Source organism: Agreia sp. Leaf335 (assembly GCF_001423605.1).
Taxonomy (GTDB): domain Bacteria; phylum Actinomycetota; class Actinomycetes; order Actinomycetales; family Microbacteriaceae; genus Agreia.
This window is the reverse complement of sequence record NZ_LMOQ01000002.1, coordinates 460,882-479,939: the sequence shown is the minus strand read 5'-3', so window position 1 is coordinate 479,939 and position 19,058 is coordinate 460,882. Positions and strand designations below refer to the sequence as shown.

Below are 19,058 nucleotides of genomic sequence, written 5' to 3'. Positions count from 1 at the left end.
CGCGTATCAGTCGATGGGCTCGAGCAGGCCGGCCTCGGAGGTGTCGAGCGAGATGGTCGGAAGTGACGAGGTGATGACACTTCCATCTGCCCTGAGATTGCCCTCGACGTCGGCGGCCCTCGGAGCGCCCGGCAGCCGTGGCCCCTGGTGATCGAGTCCGATAAGAACGGGCTCGCCCGCCTGCACCGTCACACGCTCGCCACGAACGAAGACCGTGGCCCTGTCGCCGTCCTCGACCGTCAGCTCGATGTCGGCCTGCCGCAGGTCGACTCGGATCCGAGTGTCACGCAGCGTGATGCGGTAGGTGAGTCCCTGCCATTCCTCGGGCAACCGCGGGTCGATCGTGACGCGACCGCCGTGGTCACGGAAGCCTCCGAATCCGTAGACCAGCGCGCTCCACACCCCGCCCGTCGAGGCGACGTGAACGCCGTCGGCGGTGTTGTTGTGCAGATCCGCCAGATCGACGAAGAGGCCCGAGGTGAAGTATCTGAGCGCCAAGCTCGAGTACCCGACCTCGGCCGCGATGATCGACTGCACAACGGCCGACAGCGTCGAGTCGCCGGTGGTGATCGGATCGTAGTAATCGAAGTCGGCACGCTTCTCTGCGGCCGTGAACTGGTCGCCCTGCAGCAGGAGAGCGAGAACGACGTCGGCCTGCTTGAGCACCTGGAAGCGGTAGATCACCAGCGGGTGGAAGTGCAGAAGGAGCGGGCGCTTCTCGGGCGGAGTGTGCGAGAGATCCCAGCGCTCCTTCTCGAGGAACTGGGCGTCCTGCGGGTGGATGCGCAGATTCTCGTCGAACGGAATGTGCATCGCCTCGGCGGCACGCGACCACTCGTCGATCTCGGCCTCGTCGAACTTGACCCGCGCCACCATACGGTCGTACGCCTGGGGGTCTTCTTCGCGGATACGTGTGACGGCCGCCGCGGCGGAGCGCAGATTCGAGCGTGCCATGACGTTGGTGTACAGATTGTCGTTGACGACGGTGGTGTACTCGTCGGGACCGGTCACGCCGTGGATGTGGAAGATATCGCCGCCGTTGGCCCGCCAGAACCCGAGGTCGGCCCACATCCGCGCGGTCTCGACCAGGATGTCGATGGCCTCCCGAGCGAGGAAGTCCTCGTCGCCCGTGGCCGAGACGTACTGGGTGAGCGCATGAGAGATGTCGGCATCGATGTGGTACTGCGCCGTGCCGGCGGCGTAATACGCGCTCGACTCGAGACCGTTGATGGTGCGCCACGGGAACAGGGCGCCGAGCTGGTTGAGCTCGGTCGCACGCATGCGGGCATGGTCGAGCATGGCATGACGGAAGCGGAGAGCGTTGCGCGCGGCGATCGGCGACGTGTACGTGAGGAACGGCAGTACGTACACCTCGGTGTCCCAGAAGTAGTGGCCGCCGTAGCCCGATCCGCTGACACCCTTGGCAGAGACTCCCTGGCCGTCGGCACGCATGGATGCCTGCGCGAGTTGGAACAGGTTCCATCTCGTGGCCTGCTGGAGGACCGGCTGCCCGGGCAGCACCACGTCGGTGCGGGCCCAGAACTCCGAGAGCCACTCGCGCTGGCGCTCGACGAACGACTCCATGCCCTCGTCACGCGCGCGGTCGAGAGTGCGATCGCAGCGGTCCGCGAGTTCGCGCGTGGGAACTCCGGACGACGTGTGGTAGCTCACCGTCTTCGTGATGCGGATGGTCTTGCCCTGGTGGGCACGGATCCGATAGACGTGCTTGGCCAGATCGTCGCCGATCTGGGACGACTCCTCGAACTCGTTCTCGGTCTCGATCGTGTGGTCCGCCCCGCAGGCGATCGTCATGCCCGAATTCGTGCAGCGGTAGCCCAGCACATAACGGCCGTCCTCGTCGCGCTTGTAGCGTGGCTGGAGGACACGATCGGTGAATGCCTCGGCCTTGCGCGGGTCGAAGTCCTTCGACGCGGCGGTCGGAGCGTGGTATTCGTCGATACCGTCCTGCCTGTTGAGGATCTGGCTCGAGATGACGACCGAGGCGTCGGCATCGAGCAGGGTCACCTCGTAGTCCATGAACGCCAGATGACGATCGGTGAACGAGACCATGCGACGCGAGTTGATCAGTACCCGTTTGCCGGACGGCGTGCGCCATTCCAGAGAGCGGCACAGGATGCCGTCGGCGAAGTCGAGCCGACGCTCGTACATCGGCAGATCGGCCTCGGTCAGGACCAGCGGCTCGTCGTCGACATAGAGCCGGATGATCTTGGCGTCGGGGGCGTTGACGATGGTCTGGCCGACCCGGGCGAAGCCGAAGGCCTCTTCGGCGTGCCTGATGGGCCACGTCTCGTGGAACCCGTTGATGTAGGTGCCGTGCTCGTGGCCGTCGCGCCCCTCGTCGACGTTGCCTCGGAGTCCCAGGTAGCCGTTGCCGATGGCGAAGAGGGTCTCGGTGCGGCCCATGTCCTTCGAGCTGAAGTCCGTCTCGACGAGCGCCCACTCGTCGAGGGGAAAACGGTTGCGGTCGAGCGGGTCGCGGGAGATCAGATTCATGCGGGTTCCCCTGGGGTAGGAGTCGAGGTTGAAGGAGTAAGGGGAAGCAGCTCGGCGAGGTCGTCGACCACGATGTCGGCGCCGCTTTCGAGGAGTTCGGCCGTGCCGGCGCCGCGGTTCACCCCGAGTACGAGACCGAATTTACCATCGCGTCCGGCTTGTACTCCGGAGTGGGCGTCCTCGACGACGACGCACTGCTGAGGAGACAGCCCGAGCAGCGCCGCGCCGTAGGCGTAGGTCGCCGGAGAGGGCTTGCCCGCGAGACCCTCGCGAGCCGCGACGAGACCATCGACGACCACCTCGAAACGATCGCGGATGCCCGCCGCACGCAACACGGGTTCGGCATTGCGCGAGCTCGACACGACGGCCACGAGGAGTCCCTCGTCGGTGATCGCATCGAGAAAGCGCAGAGACCCGGGGTACGGAGCTACGCCGTCGGATTCGAGAGACTCTGTGAACGCCGAATTCTTGCGGTTGCCCAGACCGCAGACGGTCTCGAGTTCGGGAGCGTCATCAGGCGTGCCCTCCGGAAGCGTGATGGAGCGCGAGGCCAGAAACGAGCGCACGCCGTCGTAACGCGGCTTGCCGTCGATATAGGCGAAGTAGTCGGCGTCGGTGTACGGCTCGTCGATGCCGCGCGAGGCGAGGTAAGGAGAGAAGAGACGGGCCCATGCCGACATGTGCACGTCGGCGGTCGGTGTGAGTACTCCGTCGAGGTCGAACAGCACGGCTTTCAGCGACGTGAGTCGCTCGCGTGCGTCAGTGATGGAGAGCACCGGAATCGGGGCAGAAGTCACAGGAATCCTCGGGGGGTTCTGAGGCGAAGAGGGGAAGGGGAAGATGTCGGGTGAAGCGGGTAACTCCGCCATAGTAGCGGCTACATGGAAACGTTTCCGCACGGCCCGGTCAGTCGGTGACGACCTCGAGATCGACGAGTTTCTCGGATACCCCCCAGAGACGTGACGCGAGGGTGTCATCGCGTGCGGCGCCGCTCGTTCTCCCGTTGGGGACCAGCCCGTCGAAGTACGTTCCGCTCGGGGCGGGAGGGATGGCGGCCGATGCCAACTCGATCAACGGCACCGCGCCGGTCTCCGGAGTGATTCCGAGGCCGCCGTTGCCGAGCGCGTTGCCGAGCCGGAGCATCCACGAGTCGGCACCGAACGAGGTCGTGACGAACCCCGGATGAAAAGCGTATGCGGTGATGCCACTGCCGCGAGTTCTGCGAGCGAGTTCTCGCGTGCCGAGCAGCACCGCGGTCTTGGCCGAGCCGTAGGCCTGCCATCCGCCGAGCCACGGCCTCGCGCGGGAATCGAGGTCGTCGAGCCGGAGCCGACCCCATCGATTCGCCACGCTCCCCGTGGCTATCACGGTGACAGGGTGCCCTGCGGCTGCTGTCTCTCGAAGTCGAGGAAGCAGAAGACGGGTGAGGAGGAAGGGCGCGAGGTGGTTGACCTGGAACGTCTTCTCGTGGCCGTCGACCGTCTGCGTGCGGCGCGAGACGAGGCCACCCGCGTTGTTGGCGAGCACATCGATGCGGTCGAAGCGCTCGAGCAGCTCGCTCGACACGCGCCGCACGTCGGCCAACGATGCGAAATCCGCCACGAACGGCTCGGCATTCGTGATGGATGCGGCCACGTCGCGGGTTCGGTCGGCATCGCGACCGAGAACGGCGACGCGCGCCCCCCGACGCCCGAGCTCTTCGGCCGCGGCTCGTCCGATTCCTGAGCTCGCGCCGGTGATCACCACTGTGGCGTCGGCCAACGGACGGCTCGTCGCGGTCACCGATAGTTGCCCTTCTCGAGACCGGCTTCGATCTCGAACCGGTTGGTCAGAGGGTTTCGACCCGCGAGAAAGTAGAGGACGGGGAAGACCATTCCGTACTTCTTCCACTGGGTCCGGTGCACGGACTCGTGCTCGAGGACGGCGGGTTTCGTGTTCGTGTCGGTGAGGTAGACCCCGCCCACGCACGATCCGCCCCTCGAGAACGACCACGTGGGCATGCCCTCGCACACGAAGAGACCATCGACGCGCCTCACCTTTCCGGTGCTGAGCGAGAAGCCCCAGACGAGCGCCACCGCCGTGGCGTACAGGTAGCCGGCGCGGGCCAATGGGGGAGTCAGCACGACCGACTTCACTGCCCGGGTCAGCGCGACGTCGGGAATCGAGATCGGCTTCACGCGCCGACGGGCCGACCGTAGGTCTCGAGCAGGCGGAGCCAGATCTCGTTCATCGTCGGATAGGCCGGAACCGCGTGCCAGAGTCGGTCGATGGGGACCTCGGCGCTGACGGCGATGGTGGCGGCGTGCAGCATCTCGCCCACGTCGGGGCCGACGAAGGTGACTCCCAGAACGACCCGGCGATCTTCGTCGACGACCATGCGCGCGGTGCCGGTGTAGCCGTCGGCATGTACGCTCGCGCCGGCGACGTTGCCGATCTCGTAGTCGACGACGCGCGTGCGGTACCCCGCCTTCTCTGCCGCAGCCACGGTCAATCCGACCGACGCGACCTCCGGGTCGCTGAAGGTGACCTGCGGAACAGCGCGGTGGTCTGCCGTGGCGACGTGTGCGCCCCACGGCTCGTCGAACACCTCTCTGCCATCGGCGCGCGCCGCGATCACGTCGCCGGCGGCCCGCGCCTGGTACTTGCCCTGATGAGTCAGGAGCGCGCGGTGGTTGACATCGCCCGTGGCGTACAGCCAGCCTCCGTCGAAGGGCTGACCGCTGCCGTCGACGACTCGCAGGGTGTCGTCGACGGTGAGCCAGTCGCCGGGCGTGAGCCCGATCGTCTCGAGCCCGAGGTCCTCCGTGCGCGGCGTGCGTCCGGTGGCCACCAGAAGCTCGTCGGACGTGACGGTCGATCCGTCGTCGAGGTGAACGACGACGTCGCCGCCCGCAAGCCTTTCGACCGACGTCGGCGAGGTGTGCAGCTTCAGGGTGACACCGAGGTCGGCGAGCGACGATCCGACGAGCTCGCCGGCGAACGGCTCCATCGAGTCGAGGAGCGCCCCACGCACGAGGAGAGTGACGACGGCGCCCAGGCTGGCATAGGCTGTGGCCATTTCCACGGCCACGACACCGCCGCCGATGATGGCGAGTCGCGACGGGATCGACTGCGCGCTGGTCGCTTCGCGACTCGTCCACGGACGGGACTGGGCCAAACCGGGAATGTCGGGCAGCAGGGCCGCGGATCCGGTCGAGACCGTGATGGCGTGCTTCGCCGAGTAGGTGGTCGTCGTTCCGTCGGCACCGGTGACCTCGATGCGCTTGCGGCCGACGAACCGCGCGTGCCCGCGGATGAGGTCGATGCCAGCGCTCGAGACCCAGTCCGCCTGGCTGTCGTCTTTCCAGTCTTTGGTGAACGAGTTGCGTCGATTCAGCACTGCGGACACGTCGATGTCTCCCGTCACCGCCTCCTTCGCACCCTCCACGGACTGCGCCGAGCGCAGCACCGACCCACTCCGCAGCAGGGCTTTCGAGGGCATGCACGCCCAGTAGCTGCACTCTCCTCCGACGAGTTCGCTCTCGATGAGGGCCGTGCGCAGGCCGCCCTGGACGGCGCGGTCTGCCACGTTCTCTCCGATGGCGCCCGCGCCGATGACGATGAGGTCGTATTCGGTCGTTGTCATGATGTGTCCTTGCTCAGTGGCCTGTGAAACGAGCCGTGGTGCGGGTTGCGAATGCCTCGAGACCGACCCGTGCGTCGTCGCTCGACGCGAGACGAACGAGAGCGGGCTGAAGCTCGGCCTCGGCTGCCGCGTCGCCCGAGCGAACGGCGAGTCTGGCGTTGGCGAGCGCGGCCTGCACGGCGAGGGGCGCTTGCGCCGCCACGCGTTCGGCGAGCTCGAGCGCCCTCTCGAACTGCGTTCCCTCGGGAACGACCTCCTGCACCAGTCCGATTCTGAGGGCCTCCGCCGCGTCGAACATGTCGCCCGTCAGAATCCAGCGCATGGCGTTCCCCCAGCCGACGGCGCGGGGAAAACGCAGGGTGGCCCCGCCGAAGGGCAGGATGCCACGGCTCACCTCGAGCTGTCCGAAGCGCGTCGAATCGGCGGCGACGACGATGTCGCTGGCGAGCATCAACTCGATTCCGAGCGTCAGGCAGATTCCCTGCACCGCCATGACGACAGGCTTGCTGAGACTGCGCCCCGAGACCTGCCACGGATTGATTCCGTCGTCATCGACGTAGTCGATTCCCGATTCGGTGATGCGCGGGCCGATGTCGGCGAGGTCGAGCCCGGCGGTGAAATGATCACCGGCAGCGTGCACGAGCCCCACCCGCAGTTCGGGATCGGAGTCGAGCTCGCCGTAGGCGGACGAGAGCTGCTGCAGCATCGAGAAGTCGGCCGCGTTGCGCTTCTCAGGCCTGTGGAGCTGGATCAGGAGAACGTGGCCGCGTCGTTCGGTCACGATCCGCGCCCCATGGGGCCGGGGGGAGTCGGTCACGGGGTGCTCTCTTCTTGTCGCGGCACGGGGCGGGTGAGGGCCGAGATGATGCGGAGGATGCCGGGCAGATCGTCGGACGCGGACTCGGGCGTCGATGGAGCGAACTCCGTGATGCCGGCACCGACGAGCGCGAACCGCGCACGGATGGCCGAGATCGCCTGCACGAGCTGCTGAACGGTGAGTCCGAACGGTTCGGGGTAGCCGACGCCGTCGATCCCGGCGGGGTCGATGACGTCGAGGTCGACGTGGATGTACACGGAGCTCGCCCCCGTTTGCAGGACCGCCTCGACCACGGCCTCCGGCTCCTGGAGCTCGGCGACCGAGACCACGCGCAGGCCCGCGGACTCGATGTAGGCGGCCTCGTCGTCGTCGAGCGACCGCGTGCCGGCGAGCACGACTCGTGTGCTCGACAGTGGGACGGAGGGCAGGAGCGCGTCGGGACCATCGCCGAGCAGAGCGCGCAGAACCATTCCGTGGAACGCGTGCGACGGCGAGGTCTCAGGCGAGTTGAGGTCACCGTGGGCATCGAACCAGACGACGGCAACCGATTCGCCGGACGACTCGAGGGCGTGCGGGACGGCTCCCAACTCCACGCCGCAATCGCCGCCGATCGTCACCACCGGGCCGACGGTGGCGCCGAGCACGCGTCGCTGATTGGCGAGCACGGACTGGATGGCCGTGTAGCGCAGAACGCCGGTGCCCTGCGATTCGCCCGCGCCCATCGGTACATCGACGACTCTGGTGGCTGCGGCGGGCAGATCGCCCTGGATGGCCGACGCCCCGTCGACGAGGCGCATGGCCCTCGACGAACCGGAGCCCTGCCACTGGGGCACGATCACGAAAGTAGCTGGCACCTGCTCAGTCTTCCACGGTCTTCGGGGCGTCGGACCGGATGCTATTCGACCGGCGCGTCGATGGGTCGAGCCGGCTGGTTCTTCGCTTTCAGCTGCGCCAGACGGGCATCGACCTCGGTGAGCTCCCCGAGATCGTCGAGGCTCTCGAACTGGGCGTCGAGGCTCGAGGCCGTGAGCTCTTCCTGGCCGCGCACCTTCGCCTCCTCGCGTCGGATCTTGTCTTCGAACCGGCCGAGGTCGCTGGTCGGGTCGAGCAGATCGATGCTCTTCAGCGCATCCTGCACCGTGCTCTGCGCCTCGACGGTCTTGGCGCGCGCCGCGAGCTCGTCGCGCTTGCGCGTGAGCTGGCCGAGCTTCTCTTTCATGGCGTTGAGGCCCGCCTTGAGTTTCTCGACCACCTCGGTCTGCGAGGCGATCGAGGGTTCGGCGTCGGCGGCCTCCTTTTCGCTCTGGAGCTGACGCGTCAGGGCCACCTTGGCGAGAGCATCGAACTTGTCGGCGTCGATAGTGTTGCCGGCGACACGGAGCTCGTCGCCCTTCTGGCTTGCAGCGAGCGCCTTGCGACCCCAGTCTTCTGCCGTCGACACGTCTTCGCGGTGGTCGTCTTCGAGCAGACGCAGGTTTCCGATGGTCTGCGCGATGGCGCTCTCGGCATCGGCGATGTTGTCGCTGTAGTCGCGCACGAGCTGATCGAGCATCAACTGGGGATCCTCGGCCTGATCGATCAGAGCGTTGATGTTCGCCTTGGCGAGCTGCGTGATGCGACCGATGATGGACTGCTTTGCCATTGTCTTCTCCTTGGGTTGTGACCGTGGATCGTGCGTGTGCTAGAAACGCCCGCCGCTGCCGCGACGACCGCCTGAGCGTGATGACGAGGAACTCCGACGTGAGCCCGACGACCGCGAGGAACGTGATGAACCCGAGGAACGCGAGCTGCCGCCCCAGCCTGATGATCCTCCGAACAAGCCGCCGGAGGACGAGCGTCTCGTCGAGCCGCCACCCGAGAACAGACCCCCGAGGAGACCTCCGAGCGCGGCCGAATCGCCGTCGTCGTCGGGCCATCCCCGGCTCGACGGAGGACTGTAGGCGTCGACATCGATGCGGGCGGACTGATCGGCTGTCTGCGCGAATCTGTTCGCCTGTGTGGCGGAGGCCAACGCCCGTTCCGGATCTGTCGTCTGCAGGCCGTAGGCCTCGGTGAGCAGCCGTTCGGCCTCGGCTATGCGGGTGCGGGCATCGACGCTGACGGCCCCTCGGCGCGTCACGACATACTCCTTGACCGCCGAGATGGTGCCGGATGCAGCCGCGAGCGTTCTCGAGAGCTGTTCCTGCGTGCGCGCCAACCGTTGCGCCTTCTCACGCTCGACCGCGAGTGCCGCGTCGAGTGGCCCGTTCGCCGACTGGAGCGACTGGAGCGCGGCAACGGGATCCGAAGGACCGGAGGTCTGCGCTTGAGCCACGGCCGCCTCCAGCTGGGCGATCAACGGACTCAATTCGGCGCCGCGGGCCGCGCCCGAGGGAGTCGATAGCAGGGCCCTTGCTTCGGCTGTGTCGCTGGACGCTTCTCCGATAGCCGAGGTGAGCGAGGCGACCGCGCTCTGCAACGCGGTCGCCTGGGTGTCGATCGCTGAGAACAGGACTCCGGCTTGCGCGACCGCGCCCTGCGCACGTTGGATGCTCACGGCCGCCTCGCTTGCGCGACCGGCGGCGACGAGATCCGGCACGGCGCGCGCCGTGGCGTCGGCGTACGACAACAGTTTCTCCGCTTGAGACGCGTTCTCGATGACCGTCGCGAGTGCGTGAGGCTCATAGCGCGCGGTGAGTGAGGCGAGGGTCGACGCCGCCCTCGGAGCGGTCTGACGGGCCGCTGCTACGCCCGTCGCGATGGCGTCGAGCGCGGGCTGCGGATTCTTCTCGAGCTCGCGCAGCGCCGCGAACGCCTCGGCCTGAGCGTCGAGCTCGGCATCGGCCTTCGTGCACAGGTCGATGATCCTCAGCGACCATGCTCTCCGGTCTTCTGCGCTATCGGGCGTGCTGTCGTCGAGACGCTGTTTGAGCGCGAAGCTCTCGCGCACCTTCTGCTTGGCGCTCTCCAGGGTCTGCGCGAACGTCGCGGTCGCGTCGTCTCCGAACTGGGCGATGGCGAAACCCAATTCCTGTTCGCTGCTCGCGGTCGCGTCATCGAGTTGCACGAGCAGCCTGCCGACCTGCCGATCGAGGTCTTCCTGGCTAGGGCCGGATCCTCGGGACCGCGCCGATTCTGCCGAGGCTTTCGTTCGACGCCGCAGAAAGACGAGCCCGACGATGGCCGCCACCAGAACGACGGCGCCTCCGAGGATCCAGGTCAAGACGGTCGACCCGCCACCCGAGCCATTCGCGGTCTCCTGGCCCGGTGCGATCACCGGGGCGGAGAGATCATCTCCCCGGAGGAGTTCACCCAATCCGGTAGCCGTGTTGATGGCGGCGCCAGCCCAGTCGTTCTCGCGCAACGACGGCTGGATCGAGGTGGTGGCCAGCCTCGAGAGCTGCGCGTCATCCAGAGCGAACCCCGGATCGACGGAGACCTGATAGAGCCGGTCGTCTGTCGCCACGGCGAGCAACACGTCGTTGACGCCGAGATCGTTCTTGATGGCCGTGTCGTCGGCCCATGCCTGCCTGTCGTCTACTCCGGTGAAGCTGTCGACGTAGACGACGAAGAGATTGACGCTCTCGTCGGCCGAGAGGTCGTCGAGAGCGTCCTGCACCTCGCCGGCCCGGCTACCGAGCACGCTCGACCGGTCGACGATGTATGCCCCGTCCAGGTCGACCGGTCCGGTCGCCGTAGCGGCCGAGGGCACCTGAAGTGCGAACAGGGCGAGCACGAGTCCGACCCCGGCGAGAAGGCGGGATGAGAGGCTGGAGAATCGTCGTCGATCGCTACTGGACATCGCAGGCAGTCTAGAACAGAGGTCTGTCTCGACGGTATCGACACTGTGTGTCGCCGCGTTACGAGTGTGCTGGGGAGCGCGCGTCGAAATCAGCATGATGGATGCATGCCCACCCGCACCGAGAAGCGACTCAGCGTCGTCGAGGTCACCCGGTACCGCCCGCGCGATGTCGAGTACCACGCCTATGTCGAGGTGCTCAACTCCCGAGCCGTGCGTGCTGCGGAGAATGACGGTTGGCTCGTCAACCGTGTCGCCGCCGCCGATGTCGGAACAGCATCACTGCTCTCTCTCACCGACGCGAGCGACGCCATCATGATCATGGGCGGCGAAGACATCTCGCCTCGCTTCTATGGCGGAGCGGCGGACTACCCCTTCGAGAGCCAGCACTTCGAGACCGCCGACGAGGGTCAGATCGCGCTCGTGCACCGAGCGCTGCGACGCGGCACGCCTCTGCTCGGCATCTGTCGGGGACTCCAGGTCATCAACGTCGCTCTCGGCGGAGACGTCGTGCAGGACCTCGGCAACCAGACCATCCACAAGAACCTCGGTGCGCCCATTCGAGACATCATGGCCGCGCACACCGTGGCTCTCGACTCCTCGAGCAGACTGTCGACGGATCTGGACGCGACCGAGATCGTCGTACAGAGCGCGCACCACCAGGCGGTCGCCCGGCTGGGCGAGGGTCTCGTCGCGATCGGCACGGCGCCGGATGGCGTCGTCGAGGCGGTCGAGCATGCCGACGCACAGGTCACGGGGGTGCAGTTCCACCCCGAGGACCCGGGTGCCCCGGACGGCCAGCTCGCGCAGCTGGTGGCCCGGCTCAGCGTGCGCGAGCGCGCTCTGGCCTGAGACTCGAACCGGTCGTCTCAGTCGCTCGACCGCGTCGCCGCCGCGATGATCGCCGTCAGCGACGCCTGCATCGCCTGGAGCTCGGCGACGGGCATGCCCAACTGCTCGATCATCGTCTGCGGGATGCTCTCCGCCCGTGACCGCAGCGCCCGGCCTGCTTCGGTGAGGGTCACGTCGAGGCGCCGTTCGTCGGCCGCGCTGCGTCGTCGATCGATGAGACCGGATGCCTCCAGCCGCTTGAGCAGGGGCGAGAGGGTCGCGGGTTCGAGCTGAAGCGCCGCTCCGAGCTCTTTCACCGACCTCGGATCCTGCTGCCAGAGCGCCAGCATCACGAGGTATTGCGGGTGCGTGAGACCGAGCGGCTCGAGAACGGGGCGATAGAGCCCGATCACGCTGCGCGATGCCACGGCCAGAGCGAAGCACACCTGATTCTCGAGCGCCAGCACGTCGACGTCCTGCGGCATGCACGCTTCCCTTCGCCCGTGCGATGCGCACGAATCAATAGGGCACTAAGTATAAGAGGCTCAGAGCCCCGGAACGTGTCTGATGTTCGAGCGCGCCATCCGCACGGCCTCGCCGACGCCGCCATTCAGAACGAGCTTCGACAACGCCAGTCCGAATCCGGTGACCTGCTTTACCGTGATGTTCGGTGGCAGCGACAGGGCGAGCGGATCGGTGGCGATGTCGACCAGCGCGGGGCCGTCGTGGGCGAACGCCTCGCTCAGGGCCCCGTGCAGGTCCTGTGGATCCTCGACGCGACGGGAGAAGAAGCCGAGTGCAGCGGCGACGGCGGCGTAGTCGACCCCTGGCACGTCCACGCCGAAATCTGGGTAGCCGTCGACGAACATCTCGAGCTTCACGAGGCCGAGGGTGGAGTTGTTGAACACGACCACCTTGACGGGGAGCTTGTACGCGGCGATGGTCACCAGCTCGCCGAGCAGCATCGACAGGCCACCGTCGCCCGAGATCGTGACCACCTGACGACCCGGATAAGCAGACTGGGCTCCGATGGCCTGGGGAACGGCGTTGGCCATCGATCCGTGCAGGTACGAACCGATCAGCCGGCGGCGCCCGTTGGGAGTGATGTAGCGCGCCTGCCAGACGTTGCCCATGCCGGTATCGGCGGTCACGATGGCATCGTCCGACAGCAGCTCGTCGAGCACGGTGACGGCGAATTCCGGGTGGATCGGCACGGTCTTGTCGACGTCGGTGTACTTTCCCACGACCGAGTCGAGCAACTTGTGGTGCCGCTTGAGGGTCTTCTCGAGGAAGCTCCGGTTTCGCTCGCCCCGGATCAGCGGGGTGAGGGCGGCCAGGGTCGATGCGACGTCACCGTGGATCGCATGAGTGACGCTCGCGCGCCGCCCGAGGTGGGACGCGTCGGCGTCGATCTGGGCGATCTGCACCTTCGTTCCGTCGGGCAGGAACGGCTCGTACGGAAAATCGGTGCCGAGCAGGATGAGCAGCTCTGCATCGTGCATTCCCGCATGTGCCGCACCATAGCCGAGGAGACCTGTCATGCCGACGTCGAAGGGGTTGTCGTACTGGATCCACTGCTTGCCGCGTAGCGTGTGACCCACGGGGGCGGCGAGCAGGTCGGCGAAGGCGACGACCTCGTCGTGCGAGCCCTCGACGCCCGCGCCCGCGAAGATGGCGACCGTCTTCGCATCATTGATCGCGCTGGCCAATTCAGCGATGTCGTTCGCGTCGGGCACGATCGCGGGAGGCCGGGGGAGAACGAATGCCGGGGCCGAGCCGACGGCATCCAACTCGGCGATATCGCCGGGCAGCGTGACGACGGCCACACCGCCGAGTCCTGTCGCGTGCCGGATGGCGGAGTTCACGACGCGCGGCGCCTGTACGGCCGTCGAGATCAGCTCGCGATAATTCGAGCACTCGACGAACAGACGGTCGGGGTGGGTCTCTTGAAAGTAGGAGCTGCCGATCTCGATGCTCGGAATGTGGCTCGCGATCGCAAGAACGGGCGCACCCGATCGATGGGCGTCGAAGAGACCGTTGATGAGATGCAGATTCCCCGGGCCGCAACTGCCGGCGCATACGGCGAGCTTGCCGGTGAGCTGTGCCTCGGCTCCGGCGGCGAAGGCCGCAGCCTCCTCGTTGCGCACGTGGATCCAGTCGATGCCGCCTTTGGCGGATCCACCGGTGCGGCGCACGGCGTCGACCACCGGATTGAGGCTGTCTCCGACGATGCCGTAGATGCGGTGGACTCCCGCGTCGATGAGCTGGGCGATGAGCTGGTCTGCAACGGTTGTGGCCATGGATCCAGTTAACCCCCGTGGCCCGGGGTCGGGCTAGGACAGCTGTCGAGAGTCTCGGCGGGAGACCGTGCCCCGTCGAGAGAGCCACAGGACGCCGGCTGCCGTCAGCCCGATGACCGCGGCGATGAGCACGACGTAGAACGCGACCGAGACGTATCCCTGTGGCGAGCTGTTCGGGTTCAGGAACGGATACGGGTACCAGTACTCGGTCCCGTAGACCTGATCGGTGACGAAGGGCGCTCGGACCAGCGTGTAGACCACCCAGGCCAGCGGGTAGATCAGGATCACGCCTATCCGGCGCGCGGAGATCGGGCGGCGTCCGGGAGCGAGGATCCAATCGAGCAGAACGTAGGCGGGCGCGACGGCGTGGACGATCTCGTTCGACCAGCCGAGCGTCGCCCCCTGCGGCAGGTCGATGCCGCGCAGCAGCACGTTGTAGACGAGGCCGGTCACGACCATGTAGCTCACGACGGCCGCGCGCGTCACCTGAAACCACTCGGGATCGTGGCCACGGCGTGCCACCATCAGGACCGCGCCGATCAATAACACGATCGCCGCAGCGACGTTCGACTCGATCGTGAAGAAGCTGAAGAAGTTCACGATGTTGCTGCCGACGTTTGTGACGCCTCGATCCGACCAGAACGCGAGGCTCGTCATCAACTGGCCGACGATCGCGGCGAGGATGGCGATGGCGACGGCGACGCGGAGTGCGGCGAAGAGAATCCTCATGGCGATCCGACCCCCGGATGTGCGCGGCCGACGAAGCGCCGGTGTGCCCTCGACTGGATTTGAACCAGCGACCTATTCCTTCGGAGGGAAGCGCTCTTCCGCTGAGCTACGAGGGCGTACTCCAGAAAACCTACCAGAAGCGGCACACTGTAGCGCGCGTGATCGGACGGTGGCGACGACCCGTGCGCAACACGAACTCGAAACATTCGAATGGCATGATGCATGCCATGAAGCGCTCCGTCTCAGCACACATCGCCGTTCGTATCGACAGTCCCGTCACGATGGTCTTCGCGGCATCGGTCGCTGAAGGCATCACCCGACACGTCGAGACCATCGACTTCCGCTACGGCGGCAGCAGCATCACCCCGGTCGAGATCTCGGATGTGCACGGCACGCGGCTGCACCAGTTCACTGTCGGCGCGGGAACGCTGACGATGGACTACTGGGCGACGGTCACGGGGGAGGCGGTGCCCGCCGCCATCACGGCGATCGACCGCATCACCTATCTCAAGCCCAGTCGGTACTGCGAGTCCGACATCCTCCTGCCCACCGCCGTGTCCGAGTTCGCCGGTCTCAAGGGGCGGGCCCTGCTCGACGGCGTCAGCTCGTGGGTGGGCGACAAGCTGAGCTACGTTCCCGGCTCGAGTCTGCCCACCGACGGTGCCGTTCGAACGCTGCTCGCCAGACAGGGAGTCTGCCGCGACTACGCGCACCTCGTCGTAGCGCTGCTCCGCGCACTCGACGTGCCCGCTCGGCTGGTCGCCGTGTACGCGCCGGGGCTCGATCCCATGGACTTCCATGCCGTGGCCGAAGCCTTCGTCGACGGCGCGTGGTACATCGTGGATGCGACGGCGCTGGCCCCGAGGCAGAGCCTTGTCCGAATCTCGACGGGACGCGATGCGGCGGACACGGCATTTCTCACGAACCACGACGGGCTGCTCACTCTGACCGAGCTCGAGGTGACGGCGACGGTCGACGAGCTGCCGACCGACGATGTGACGCGGCTGGTGCAATTGCGCTGAGGACGACCGTCGCGCACGCACCGCGGCCGGCGCAGCCTGAACGGTAAGATCGACGTTCGTGACTCCCGAACAGCTCTCCCTGGCCCTCTTCGACATCGTGACCGCTCGTATCGAGCGGCGCCGAGCTGCGGGGGAGTCCGTTCCCGACGCTGGTGTCACCATCGCCGACCTGGTGCTCGAACGTCCTCGCAACCGCGATCACGGAGACTGGGCCTCCAACGTGGCGATGAAGTTCGCGGGCAGGCTGGGAACGAATCCTCGCGCCTTCGCCGCGGAGATCACGCCCGAGATCGAGGCCATCCCGGGCGTCGCGTCGGTGGATGTCGCGGGTCCCGGGTTCATCAACATCACTCTCGACGTCGCCGCGGCCGCCGAGATCGCCCGACAGATCGTCGACGCCGGAGAGAGCTACGGCCGCAACGACTCGCTGGACGGACTCTCTGTGAACATGGAGTTCGTCTCGGCGAATCCGACCGGGCCGCTGCACCTGGGCCACACCCGCTGGGCCGCCCTCGGCGACGCGATCGCTCGCGTGCTGCGCGCATCCGGTGCCGTCGTCGCGACCGAGTACTACATCAACGACGCCGGCAATCAGATGGACAACTTCGGCCTCTCGATCCTCGCCGCAGCAAAGGGCGAGCCGACGCCGGAGAAGGGATACCCGGGCGCCTACATCGGAGAACTCGCGAAGCACGTGCTCGAGAGCGCGCCGAATCTGCTCGACCTCCCGCTCGACGAGGCTGTCCCGGTCGCTCGCGACCTCGGATACCTAAGGCAGCTCGAAGAGATCAAGGATTCGCTCGAGCGCTTCCACGTGCACTTCGACGTGTTCTTCTCTGAGCGCACGCTGCATCAGATCGACCCGGCGACCGGGCGAAGCCTGATCGATGACGCGGCCGACCGGCTCCGCGCCCAGGGTCACGTGTTCGAAGCAGACGACGCGGTGTGGGTGCGCACCACCGACTTCGGCGACGACAAAGACAGGGTGCTCACGCGGGGCAACGGAGTCGTCACCTACTTCGCCGCAGACGCGGCCTACTATCTGAGCAAGAAGGACCGCGGGTTCACGGAGAAGATCTACCTTCTCGGCGCCGACCACCACGGCTATGTCGGGCGGCTCAAGGCTCTGGCTGCTGCGGCGGGAGACGACCCCGCCGTCAACATCTCGGTGTTGATCGGCCAGCTGGTGAATCTCAATGGCGCCAAGCTCTCGAAGCGCGCCGGAAACATCATCGAACTCGACGATCTGCTCGAGTGGGTGGGCGCGGACGCGCTGCGCTACTCGCTCGCCCGCTATCCCGCGGATTCGCCCCTGTCGCTCGACGGAGATGTGCTGCGCTCGAAGACCAACGACAATCCTGTCTTCTACGTTCAGTACGCGCACTCGCGCACCCGTTCGGTTGCGCGCAATGCTGCCTCAGCCGGCGTCGACCGCTCGGTGTTCGAGCCCACCCTCCTCTCGCACGAGTCAGAGACCGAGCTTCTCGGTTCACTGCAGGAATACCCACGCATCGTGCAGAAGTCCGCCGAACTGCGCGAGCCGCATCGCATCGCACGCTACCTCGAGGAGGTCGCCGGTCACTACCACCGCTGGTACTCCCAGGCTCGCGTGCTTCCGCTGGGCGACGAGCCGATCAGCGATCTCCACCGCACCCGTCTGTGGCTGAACGACGCGACGGGACAGGTCATCCGCAACGGCCTCGACCTCCTCGGCGTCTCCGCTCCGGAACGGATGTAGGTGGTCGCGTGGGCGAGCCGATGATCAATGGTGAAGCGAACACCAAGCCCCGCCGACGCACCCGAGGGATCGTGGTGCTCCTGGCGACCGTCGTGGTTCTCGCCGTCGTCGTCGTCGTCGCAGACATCGCGCTGCGCGCGTATGCGGAAGACCGCGCGAGAGCGGAGATCTCATCGAGCCTGCCCGACACCGTCGACGGAAAGGTCGACGTCGAGATCGGCGGCTTCTCTTTTCTGCAGCAGTATCTCTCGGGCACATTCGATCGGGTCACTCTCGACGCGCCGGCACTGTCGGTCGACGGTGTCCCTGTCACCGCGCACGTCGAGGCGGAGGGAGTCCCCACCGATCTCTCGAAGCCTGTCGGCGCCGTGTCGGCACGCCTGTCGCTCAGCGAAGACGCGGTGAACAGCGTGATCCAGGTTCCGGGTGCGGCCGCGCTGACACTCGGCGACCAGTCGGTGGGCTACGACGGGTCGATCTCGGTTCTCGGGCTCACTCTCGAGTACCTGGTGACGGCCGGGGTCTCGGTGACGGCCGACTCCGTCGTCCTGACGCCGGAGACCGCCTCGCTCACCGCAGGTTCCACCGTGATCGATGCCTCGAGTGCAGTGAACGCGGTGCTCGACACGTCGATTCCTCTGTGCATCGCAGATCGCTTGCCGCAGGGTGTCACCCTCACCTCGTTGACGGTCGTTCCGGGGTCGGCCACGGTCGCCCTGAGTGCAGCCGACTTCACCCTCGATGAGACGAGTCTTCGCTCGATGGGAACGTGCCCGTGATGCCGTCGCCGTTAGTCGTCCACTCCCTCGAAGGCTCGTCGGCGGGGGCCCGAGACATCGTGGTCACCGCGGACGGAGCCGTGTGGTGCGCTCTCGCCGAGGATGGCGTCGTCGTGCGCCTGTCGCCGCACGGGGAGCAGCGGAGGATAGCGCTCGAGGGGGAGTCCGCCGAACCCCACTCGGTCGCCGTCGCGACCGACGACTCCGTCTGGGTCACCGACAGTGCAGAGGATCGCGTCCTCCGTCTCGATTCACGCGGTATCGCATGGTCGGCAACGGTCACGCCGGATGCCGCCCCGGCGGGCATCGTCGGACAGCCCGACGGCAGCGCATGGTTCGTCGAAGAACACGCCGATGCCGTGGGCCACGTCGACATCCTCGGTCGCGTGACCGAATTCGACACGGGCGTGCCCCGAGGCGCACCCGCCTCGATCGCATCGAACGGCTCGTCCGTCTGGTTCGCCCTTCCCGGCGCCGGGTCGATCGCGCACGCCAGGGGAGGCGACTCCGCGCCCTCGCTCGTGGAGTTCGACGACCCGTCGGCCGCGCCGACGGCGGTCAGCATGGGCGACGACGGATGCCTGTGGTTCGCCGATCCCGTACGCCGCGTCATCGGTCGCGTCGGCCGCGGCGGGGCCGTGACAGAGTTCGTTCTGCCCGAGCCGGAGTGGCGGCCCGTGCGTGTCGCCTCCGACGCGACGGACGGGTGCTGGTTCACGATCGACGGCGTCGACGCGATCGGGCACCTCGACGGCGACGGGCGCTCGAGAATGATCGCCATGCCGGGCGAGCGAGATCTGCCGACGGCGATCGCGCTCTCCGCAGACGGCGAACTCTGGGTGGCCCGCCAGTCCGGAGAGCTCGTGCAGATCCACGAGCCAGGAAGCCTGGCGGCGGACATCCAGTAGTATTCTGCTGTCGCCCC

Annotated in this window: 17 protein-coding genes and 1 tRNA gene; 5 read left to right on the top strand and 13 right to left on the bottom strand. The window is 66.9% G+C overall.

Going from position 1 to position 19,058, the window contains the following annotated elements:
• Positions 1–6 precede the first annotated feature (6 nt).
• The 9 genes from ASF79_RS08325 to ASF79_RS08285 form a co-directional block, all read right to left on the bottom strand.
• The gene (locus ASF79_RS08325) at positions 7–2,514 is read right to left on the bottom strand and encodes a glycoside hydrolase family 65 protein (RefSeq protein ID WP_055853683.1); all 2,508 of its coding nucleotides are present in this window, start codon (positions 2,512–2,514) and stop codon (positions 7–9) included.
• On the bottom strand, positions 2,511–3,311 hold the full coding sequence (locus tag ASF79_RS08320) for an HAD family hydrolase (protein WP_442853858.1): 801 nt from the start codon (positions 3,309–3,311) through the stop codon (positions 2,511–2,513). Before ASF79_RS08320 ends, ASF79_RS08325 begins: the two co-directional genes overlap by 4 nt.
• A gap of 109 nt (positions 3,312–3,420) precedes the next feature.
• On the bottom strand, positions 3,421–4,296 hold the full coding sequence (locus tag ASF79_RS08315) for an SDR family NAD(P)-dependent oxidoreductase (protein ID WP_235500692.1): 876 nt from the start codon (positions 4,294–4,296) through the stop codon (positions 3,421–3,423).
• Positions 4,293–4,682: a Fe-S oxidoreductase gene (locus tag ASF79_RS08310; RefSeq protein ID WP_235500723.1), complete on the bottom strand. Its 390-nt coding sequence runs from the start codon at positions 4,680–4,682 to the stop codon at positions 4,293–4,295. The genes ASF79_RS08315 and ASF79_RS08310 overlap by 4 nt, the downstream gene beginning before the upstream one ends.
• A 5-nt stretch (positions 4,683–4,687) precedes the next feature.
• Positions 4,688–6,139, bottom strand: coding sequence for a dihydrolipoyl dehydrogenase family protein (locus tag ASF79_RS08305; RefSeq protein ID WP_055853681.1), 1,452 nt, complete (start codon positions 6,137–6,139; stop codon positions 4,688–4,690).
• A gap of 13 nt (positions 6,140–6,152) precedes the next feature.
• The gene (locus ASF79_RS08300) at positions 6,153–6,956 is read right to left on the bottom strand and encodes a crotonase/enoyl-CoA hydratase family protein (protein WP_055853680.1); all 804 of its coding nucleotides are present in this window, start codon (positions 6,954–6,956) and stop codon (positions 6,153–6,155) included.
• Complete coding sequence (locus tag ASF79_RS08295; RefSeq protein WP_055853678.1) at positions 6,953–7,810, bottom strand: arginase family protein; 858 nt, start codon at positions 7,808–7,810, stop codon at positions 6,953–6,955. Before ASF79_RS08295 ends, ASF79_RS08300 begins: the two co-directional genes overlap by 4 nt.
• 41 nt (positions 7,811–7,851) lie before the next feature.
• Entirely contained in the window at positions 7,852–8,598 is a 747-nt protein-coding gene (locus ASF79_RS08290) for a PspA/IM30 family protein (RefSeq protein WP_055780707.1), read from the bottom strand.
• A gap of 39 nt (positions 8,599–8,637) precedes the next feature.
• Positions 8,638–10,737 (bottom strand): TPM domain-containing protein, encoded by a 2,100-nt coding sequence (locus ASF79_RS08285; protein WP_055853675.1) that lies wholly within the window; start codon positions 10,735–10,737, stop codon positions 8,638–8,640.
• 105 nt (positions 10,738–10,842) lie between these two features.
• On the opposite strand from ASF79_RS08285, the gene ASF79_RS08280 reads away from it, so the two are divergent.
• A complete protein-coding gene (locus ASF79_RS08280) occupies positions 10,843–11,586 on the top strand; it encodes a gamma-glutamyl-gamma-aminobutyrate hydrolase family protein (RefSeq protein ID WP_055853672.1) in 744 nt (247 codons plus the stop codon).
• 17 nt (positions 11,587–11,603) lie between these two features.
• On the opposite strand, the gene ASF79_RS08275 is transcribed toward ASF79_RS08280, so the two are convergent.
• The 4 genes from ASF79_RS08275 to ASF79_RS08260 form a co-directional block, all read right to left on the bottom strand.
• Positions 11,604–12,050, bottom strand: a complete 447-nt coding sequence (locus ASF79_RS08275; RefSeq protein ID WP_055853669.1) for a MarR family winged helix-turn-helix transcriptional regulator — start codon at positions 12,048–12,050, stop codon at positions 11,604–11,606.
• A gap of 60 nt (positions 12,051–12,110) precedes the next feature.
• Complete coding sequence (locus tag ASF79_RS08270) at positions 12,111–13,865, bottom strand: pyruvate dehydrogenase (protein ID WP_055780717.1); 1,755 nt, start codon at positions 13,863–13,865, stop codon at positions 12,111–12,113.
• A gap of 33 nt (positions 13,866–13,898) precedes the next feature.
• On the bottom strand, positions 13,899–14,594 hold the full coding sequence (locus tag ASF79_RS08265) for a Pr6Pr family membrane protein (RefSeq protein ID WP_055853667.1): 696 nt from the start codon (positions 14,592–14,594) through the stop codon (positions 13,899–13,901).
• Positions 14,595–14,638: 44 nt separating this feature from the next.
• Positions 14,639–14,710 (bottom strand) — tRNA-Arg (locus tag ASF79_RS08260).
• 111 nt (positions 14,711–14,821) lie between these two features.
• Between ASF79_RS08260 and ASF79_RS08255 the strand changes: the two genes are divergently transcribed.
• The 4 genes from ASF79_RS08255 to ASF79_RS08240 are packed head-to-tail and all read left to right on the top strand — an operon-like array spanning position 14,822 to position 19,041.
• Positions 14,822–15,616 carry a transglutaminase-like domain-containing protein gene (locus ASF79_RS08255; RefSeq protein ID WP_055854619.1) on the top strand — a complete coding sequence of 265 codons (795 nt, stop codon included), beginning with the start codon at positions 14,822–14,824 and terminating at the stop codon, positions 15,614–15,616.
• Positions 15,617–15,674: 58 nt separating this feature from the next.
• Complete coding sequence (gene argS, locus ASF79_RS08250) at positions 15,675–17,354, top strand: arginine--tRNA ligase (protein WP_055853665.1); 1,680 nt, start codon at positions 15,675–15,677, stop codon at positions 17,352–17,354.
• A gap of 20 nt (positions 17,355–17,374) precedes the next feature.
• Positions 17,375–18,133 (top strand): LmeA family phospholipid-binding protein, encoded by a 759-nt coding sequence (locus tag ASF79_RS08245; protein WP_156351852.1) that lies wholly within the window; start codon positions 17,375–17,377, stop codon positions 18,131–18,133.
• Positions 18,133–19,041 carry a Vgb family protein gene (locus tag ASF79_RS08240; RefSeq protein ID WP_156351855.1) on the top strand — a complete coding sequence of 303 codons (909 nt, stop codon included), beginning with the start codon at positions 18,133–18,135 and terminating at the stop codon, positions 19,039–19,041. Before ASF79_RS08245 ends, ASF79_RS08240 begins: the two co-directional genes overlap by 1 nt.
• The last annotated feature ends 17 nt before the right edge of the window (positions 19,042–19,058 follow it).

Bases quoted from the DNA above. Each gene is read 5' to 3' on its own strand.
- ASF79_RS08280 (WP_055853672.1), top strand. From the start codon at position 10,843: ATGCCCACCCGCACCGAGAAGCGACTCAGCGTCGTCGAGGTCACCCGG.
- ASF79_RS08325 (WP_055853683.1), bottom strand. From the start codon at position 2,514: ATGAATCTGATCTCCCGCGACCCGCTCGACCGCAACCGTTTTCCCCTC.
- ASF79_RS08265 (WP_055853667.1), bottom strand. From the start codon at position 14,594: ATGAGGATTCTCTTCGCCGCACTCCGCGTCGCCGTCGCCATCGCCATC.
- ASF79_RS08305 (WP_055853681.1), bottom strand. From the start codon at position 6,139: ATGACAACGACCGAATACGACCTCATCGTCATCGGCGCGGGCGCCATC.
- ASF79_RS08245 (WP_156351852.1), top strand. From the start codon at position 17,375: ATGATCAATGGTGAAGCGAACACCAAGCCCCGCCGACGCACCCGAGGG.
- ASF79_RS08275 (WP_055853669.1), bottom strand. From the start codon at position 12,050: ATGCCGCAGGACGTCGACGTGCTGGCGCTCGAGAATCAGGTGTGCTTC.
- ASF79_RS08285 (WP_055853675.1), bottom strand. From the start codon at position 10,737: ATGTCCAGTAGCGATCGACGACGATTCTCCAGCCTCTCATCCCGCCTT.
- ASF79_RS08290 (WP_055780707.1), bottom strand. From the start codon at position 8,598: ATGGCAAAGCAGTCCATCATCGGTCGCATCACGCAGCTCGCCAAGGCG.
- ASF79_RS08255 (WP_055854619.1), top strand. From the start codon at position 14,822: ATGAAGCGCTCCGTCTCAGCACACATCGCCGTTCGTATCGACAGTCCC.
- ASF79_RS08270 (WP_055780717.1), bottom strand. From the start codon at position 13,865: ATGGCCACAACCGTTGCAGACCAGCTCATCGCCCAGCTCATCGACGCG.
- ASF79_RS08240 (WP_156351855.1), top strand. From the start codon at position 18,133: ATGCCGTCGCCGTTAGTCGTCCACTCCCTCGAAGGCTCGTCGGCGGGG.